Source organism: Pseudogracilibacillus amylolyticus (SeqCode) (assembly GCF_051918545.1).
Lineage (GTDB): Bacteria > Bacillota > Bacilli > Bacillales > Amphibacillaceae > Pseudogracilibacillus.
This window is the reverse complement of record NZ_JBPPZG010000230.1, coordinates 1-5,846: the sequence shown is the minus strand read 5'-3', so window position 1 is coordinate 5,846 and position 5,846 is coordinate 1. Positions and strand designations below refer to the sequence as shown.

The 5,846-nt window shown below is 35.2% G+C and carries 10 protein-coding genes; 4 read left to right on the top strand and 6 right to left on the bottom strand.

Going from position 1 to position 5,846, the window contains the following annotated elements:
• Window positions 1-292 precede the first annotated feature (292 nt).
• Complete coding sequence (locus ACPYKA_RS18095; RefSeq protein ID WP_479543603.1) at window positions 293-1,474, top strand: MalY/PatB family protein; 1,182 nt, start codon at window positions 293-295, stop codon at window positions 1,472-1,474.
• Window positions 1,475-1,487: 13 nt separating this feature from the next.
• On the opposite strand, the gene ACPYKA_RS18090 is transcribed toward ACPYKA_RS18095, so the two are convergent.
• From ACPYKA_RS18090 to ACPYKA_RS18075, 4 genes are all read right to left on the bottom strand, one after another.
• The gene (locus tag ACPYKA_RS18090; RefSeq protein WP_479543604.1) at window positions 1,488-1,853 is read right to left on the bottom strand and encodes a superoxide dismutase family protein; all 366 of its coding nucleotides are present in this window, start codon (window positions 1,851-1,853) and stop codon (window positions 1,488-1,490) included.
• A gap of 1 nt (window position 1,854) precedes the next feature.
• Window positions 1,855-2,052: a hypothetical protein gene (locus ACPYKA_RS18085; RefSeq protein ID WP_479543602.1), complete on the bottom strand. Its 198-nt coding sequence runs from the start codon at window positions 2,050-2,052 to the stop codon at window positions 1,855-1,857.
• A gap of 110 nt (window positions 2,053-2,162) precedes the next feature.
• Window positions 2,163-2,366, bottom strand: a complete 204-nt coding sequence (locus ACPYKA_RS18080; protein ID WP_479543601.1) for a hypothetical protein — start codon at window positions 2,364-2,366, stop codon at window positions 2,163-2,165.
• Between the two features lie 125 nt (window positions 2,367-2,491).
• Window positions 2,492-2,782 (bottom strand): hypothetical protein, encoded by a 291-nt coding sequence (locus ACPYKA_RS18075; RefSeq protein ID WP_479543600.1) that lies wholly within the window; start codon window positions 2,780-2,782, stop codon window positions 2,492-2,494.
• Window positions 2,783-3,023: 241 nt separating this feature from the next.
• On the opposite strand from ACPYKA_RS18075, the gene kapB reads away from it, so the two are divergent.
• The 3 genes from kapB (at window position 3,024) to ACPYKA_RS18060 (ending at window position 4,694) form a co-directional block, all read left to right on the top strand.
• The gene (gene kapB, locus ACPYKA_RS18070) at window positions 3,024-3,425 is read left to right on the top strand and encodes a kinase-associated lipoprotein KapB (RefSeq protein WP_479543599.1); all 402 of its coding nucleotides are present in this window, start codon (window positions 3,024-3,026) and stop codon (window positions 3,423-3,425) included.
• 14 nt (window positions 3,426-3,439) lie between these two features.
• A complete protein-coding gene (gene deoD / locus ACPYKA_RS18065) occupies window positions 3,440-4,147 on the top strand; it encodes a purine-nucleoside phosphorylase (RefSeq protein WP_479543598.1) in 708 nt (235 codons plus the stop codon).
• 67 nt (window positions 4,148-4,214) lie between these two features.
• Window positions 4,215-4,694 (top strand): divergent PAP2 family protein, encoded by a 480-nt coding sequence (locus ACPYKA_RS18060; protein ID WP_479543597.1) that lies wholly within the window; start codon window positions 4,215-4,217, stop codon window positions 4,692-4,694.
• Between the two features lie 64 nt (window positions 4,695-4,758).
• On the opposite strand, the gene ACPYKA_RS18055 is transcribed toward ACPYKA_RS18060, so the two are convergent.
• Complete coding sequence (locus ACPYKA_RS18055) at window positions 4,759-5,454, bottom strand: 3D domain-containing protein (protein WP_479543596.1); 696 nt, start codon at window positions 5,452-5,454, stop codon at window positions 4,759-4,761.
• 116 nt (window positions 5,455-5,570) lie between these two features.
• Window positions 5,571-5,846: YuiB family protein (locus ACPYKA_RS18050; protein WP_479543595.1), on the bottom strand; the 276-nt coding region annotated here is incomplete at its 5' end.

Here is a 5,846-nt window from a genome sequence, read left to right as displayed (position 1 = left end):
CCTGTGTCGAACGTCGAAGTCACCACATCCTGTGGAAGCTCGTTGGCTTGTTTCTCCGCGGCTCATGTATCTAAATGCGGCAGGGGATCTTCCGTTAAAACCGCCCACGTCCTGTGGGCAACACGGAAGTCATCACATCCTGTGAAAGTCCGCTGCTCCAAGCTACGCCGCCTCGAACTTCCGACGCACAGGACGTGCTAGTGTCGGCGTTGCTGACAGGACGTCAGCGCCTTTAGCCGACGGGTCTTTTTTATCCTCCTTTTTGAACACGTACTATAAGGAGGAAAATAAAATGGCTGATTTTCAAACTGTTTACAATCGGAAAAATACACATTCCTACAAATGGGATCATGTTCAAACAGTTTTTAATACAGATGACGTTTTACCAATGTGGGTAGCTGATATGGATTTTAAAGCGCCAAAAGCAGTAAATGATGCGTTAAAAGAACGCGCTGAACATGGAATTTATGGTTATACCATTATAAATGATGATATTAAAAAAAATGTTGTTAATTGGGTGAACTATCAACATAACTGGGATATTAATGAAAAGTGGCTATCCTTTAGTCCTGGAGTAATTACAAGCTTACATACTGCCATTCAAACATTTACAGATGAAAACGATAAAATCTTATTACAAACTCCAGTCTATACTCCTTTTTTTAATATTATTAGAAATGGAAAACGTGAGGTCATCGAAAATTCGCTTAAATATAACGGGGATAAATATAAAATAGATTTTAATGACTTTGAAGAAAAATTACAGCAAGGTGTAAAAGCATTTATACTCTGTTCTCCGCATAACCCTGTTGGCCGAGTTTGGACCAACAATGAGTTGCTTGAGATGGCTAGATTATGTTTAAAGTATAACGTGTTAATATTCGCAGACGAAATTCATGCTGACTTAGTCTTTAAAGATCACACACATACCCCAATAGCATCATTATCTGATGAAATCGCTAAACAAACGATTACCTTTATGTCCCCAACGAAAACATTTAATTTGGCCGGACTACAAGCTTCCTTTATTGTAACGTCAGATACTAAAAAACGTTTACTTCTCGATAAAGAGCTTGCTCAACAAGGTTTCAGTATGTTAAATACGATGGGGATTATCGCTTTAGAAGCAGCTTATAAACACGGAGCAGACTGGCTAAATGAACTAATGGAAGTAATAGAAGATAATAAAAAATTTGTAAAATCGACTTTGGAAAAGAATACAAATGGAGTTTTAAAAGTTGTTGATTCAGAAGCAACTTATCTATTATGGGTAGACTGCCATAAACTGCAGTTAGACGATAAATCTTTACAGAAATTTATGATTGAAAAAGCAAAAGTTGGCCTTAATCCAGGTTCCGCATATGGTAAAGATGGGGAACAATTTATGCGGATCAATATTGCTTGTCCAAAGGAAACATTAAAAGAAGGTATAGATAGAATAGTTGGTGCAGTAAATCAACTATCTGAAAAGTGACGTTCCCATGACGTCACTTTTTCTCTTCCTTTTCAGTCGGATCTGTCGGCTCCTGATTATCTGTTTCACCTTTTTCACCTTTAATTTCACCACAGATTATCCGTTCACCGGAGTTTCCACTAATTTGAGACATCCCATCATCCGCTTCAGCCGTTATGACAAGGGAGGTACCACCACGTTCGGTTAATGAATTTTTTTCCTTTAACAACGTCGCATCATTCACAGTCAGCTCTGTATCTACTTTTCCGCTACTATCTGCTTCTACATTAGGTAAATCTCCAAGATGTGGCCCATCTGGATGTAGTAAGCCATGTTTCTTTTTTTCAGGATTTAGATGATTTCCCGCCCTTTTAAAATCAGGAGCTTCACACTTTCCAATTTCATGTATGGAAACCGGGTGTTAATCCTTCAAGCTTCAATATAATTTTAACACCATTCGGATCCTCGGATAATTTAGCTGTTCCAACCATGTCCCCATCCCTATTGTACATGTCAACCGTTTGAGCTGATTTAGGCTGTTGTGTCAGTTGACATGCAGATAAAAAACATATACTAATAACGATAAAAAAATAGCGCATTTGGAATACTCCTTTTGTCGAATCTTCATTAGGAGTTTTTAGTATATGCCATTTCTAAATATTTACTAGTGTCATATTTGAGAAATTAAAAAACCTCTCACCGAGGGTATTTATTTCTCTTTGGAGGTTTCGTCATTGTCAGTATAATACTTGTTAAGTTCATATTTATCTTCTATAAACTTTTCTTCTTTCTTTGACTTTTTATAAAATAAATACATCGTTGCGGTTGCGGCGACCATAAAGATCACGAGCATAATAAACGCAGGGATATATTCCGATTTATCTTCTGGAAAATATAAAAACATCATATCCATATCGTATCACTTCCTTTTTTAACATTATACCAAATCTACTCTTGCAATAAAAAGGAACTGGATATTATTCGATAAATTGTTATTGTTTTGCCACAATCGTATTTGTGATCCATTAAAATTATCGGTTAATGTTTTTTCTTCTCTTTCCGTCTATTCTTAAAAGCAATCCAAGACGTCTTTAAGGCGGAGTAAGTACCGACAGCGGCAGCACTATAAAATCCGCCCATGAATATTCCAGCGTACAAATTATGTCGATGACTATAAAAGATGGAAATTGAAAAACCGAGTATTGACGCTATTGTAGGAAAATATTGCCTAGGAATGGGAAAAAATTTAAATAATTGCGTTAAAATAACAATTAAAGGAACAGCAATCACGCCATCCCAAAAGTTTGTATGTATGATTGGAAACTCCATTGGATCAATCCTTTTTAAATTGTTAATTGTTAGGCACTCTCTCTAAAAAGTGTAGGTTTAGTATTTTCAAAAAATGCAAAAATATGTACAATAACAAATAAGTAACCCCTTTATCATTTTTTTATGACTGTTTTCACTGGACAAAAATCAAGTAATTAAAAAAGGATAGTATAAGTTAGACATACTATTATTTTTTTGCCACAATAAGAATAACAACTGTTTTAACGAAGGAGGAGTTAATGTGCAAACGATTAAGATTGGGGATATTGTTAAAACACGATATAATTCCGGAACATATTTAGGTGAAGTATTGGAAGATAGACGGAATTTTCTGTTAGTAAAAGTTTTAGCTGTATTGGAGCACCCTGCACAAGGGGATCTTCATAACCCTGGTCAAGTTGAGGGTGTTGCTTTCCATGAAAGAAAAGCACTTGCATTTAACGAAAAAATGAATGCACGAAAAAGGGATACAGAGATCTTTGATGGTGAAGTACCAGACTATGCAAACTCTCTAAAAAATGCGCTACAAACGATTAAGCAGAAATTAAAGGAAGAAAACTCTGAATTCGGGCGATTATCTCTTTCAAGAATTCAAGATTTAGAAGAACACTATTATAATAAAATTTTTCAAGAATCTTTATAAAGGAGCTAAAAAAGATGAGTATACATATTGGTGCAAAAAAAGGAGAAATTGCTGAAACAATTTTACTACCTGGGGATCCACTAAGAGCAAAATTTATTGCTGAGAATTATTTTGAAAATGTTGTTCAATATAATGATGTAAGGGGAATGTATGGATTTACAGGTACGTATAAAGGGGAACGAATTTCTGTCCAAGGATCAGGAATGGGAGTTCCATCGACATCGATTTATGTAAATGAATTGATTTCAGAATATGATGTTAAAAAGTTAATTCGTGTAGGTACTTGTGGCGCTATGCAAGAAAATATTAATGTACGTGATATTATCCTTGCACAAGGAGCGACAACTGATTCACAAGTCAATCGACTCGTTTTTGAAGGAATTGATTATGCACCTTTAGCAGATTTTAACTTACTAAAAAATGCATATGAAACTGCTGAACAAAAAGGTTTAACGACCCATGTAGGAAACGTATTTACAAGTGATGTTTTTTATCGCGATAATGGGGAAGAAATAAATGCATTGCTTAGTCGCTACAAAGTACTCGCTGTCGAAATGGAAACTACAGCTCTTTATACGTTAGCTGCAAAATTTAACCGACAAGCACTCTCAATATTAACAGTTTCCGATCACATAATTACCGGCGAACTAACAACATCAGAAGAAAGACAAACTTCATTTAATGCAATGATGGAACTTGCTTTAGAAACCGCACTGAAGTAAAGTTTCTGTTGTTCATACATGCTTATAGGTGCTATACTTTAAACACCGACAAAAGAGGGTGAGTCATTTGGCAAGTTTGTTTACGAATTTCCCTTTAATATCTGCACTTGCTGCTATTCTTTTTGCACAAGTAATTAAAGTGCCTATTCGATTAATTATTACAAGAGAATTTGAACCTGGGCTTGTTTTTGGAACTGGTAGCATGCCAAGTAGCCATTCCGCTGCTGTAAGTGCGTTAACTACTGCCATAGGTATATCCGAAGGTGTGGGTTCGATTCCCTTTGCCATCGCATTTGTTTTCAGTATTATCACGATGTTTGATGCGTCAGGCGTTAGACGGGAAGCTGGCGAACATGCTATTATCTTAAATCAACTTGTCAAAGATTTTCAAAAATTTATTGATGAAGCGACTCATTGGCACGATAAAGCAGAATATGAAAAAATTGCTGAATTAAAAACACTTTTAGGTCATAAACCAATCGAAGTGTTAGTCGGGGCTTTAACTGGGATAGGGATTGCTTTTTTACTCCATCCTTTATTTACGTAAAATTTCTCCAATAAAAAGAGACCTATCGTTAATTTAATAACAATAGGTCTTTTAATGTATGATTTTATGATTTCTGTCTGATTTGTTCTCTGAATACTTGTAATGCTTCGTTTTCATTCAATGCTACTAATTCTTGTTCAGTAATTTGTCCATTGCCTTTTTTCACAACATACACTTCTATTTCCTTTTTCCCCCACTCTGAATATACCTCGTCAACTGTATCAAAATAAAGGTCAATTTTATTCCCTTTAATTGCTCCACCGATATCCGTCACAACCCCATACCCATAATCTGGTATATACAAAATCGTTCCTAAGGGAAAAACAGATAAATCAGCAGCGATCGTCGAATACAGATCACGCTTTACTTTTATTCCTGAATAAGTAATCCCATATTCTAGATGATCAGGTGATTTTCCTGTTGACTCTGCCCCTGCTGTATAGCCTGTGGCAACTACGGTTGTAGTTGGGTATTGATTAAAGTCGATCGCTTCTTCCAATGTTTCTGGTCCATCGATCTCCTCACTGGAAATATACTCTTTACGCTCTATTAACTTATTTAAATTTTTTTCTGATAAATAGTACTGTCTTTCCTTCATATCATCTGCTGTTTCTGTTTTGATGTCTGTTACTTCAGTAGTTGCCAAACTTTCCCTCACATCGAATATTGTAATATTTGTGAGCGAACTCACTGTTGTGTATACGGCACCGATAAAAAGAAGTAACATGATTATTTTGTACATAATATTTTTTATAGACATTCATAACACCTCTTTGGAAGTCATCTTTTCCAATAAAGAGGCAATCTATTCATTTTTTTAAAAAATTAATAGATTAACAACAAACTTTTCATAATAAATATTGCTTTTTTACCAATTTAAAACATCTGATAACCGCTCTTACGTAAATATTTAATGACGAATCCAGAAACGAGTGTACCGATAAAACCTGATGATAAAATTACAACATCGACGAATGGGAGAGATATCATTTTTGAAAAAGTACTCGAGAAAGCATTTCCAGGATCTGTAAAATATTCACCAAATGTACTATCTCCGATAATTAAGGAAATAACGAATGGATAAAAAATAGCCATTAACCAAGTACGTCGTAAAAGCATATTTAGGATAAAGGCTATCCCAAAAAAGATTAC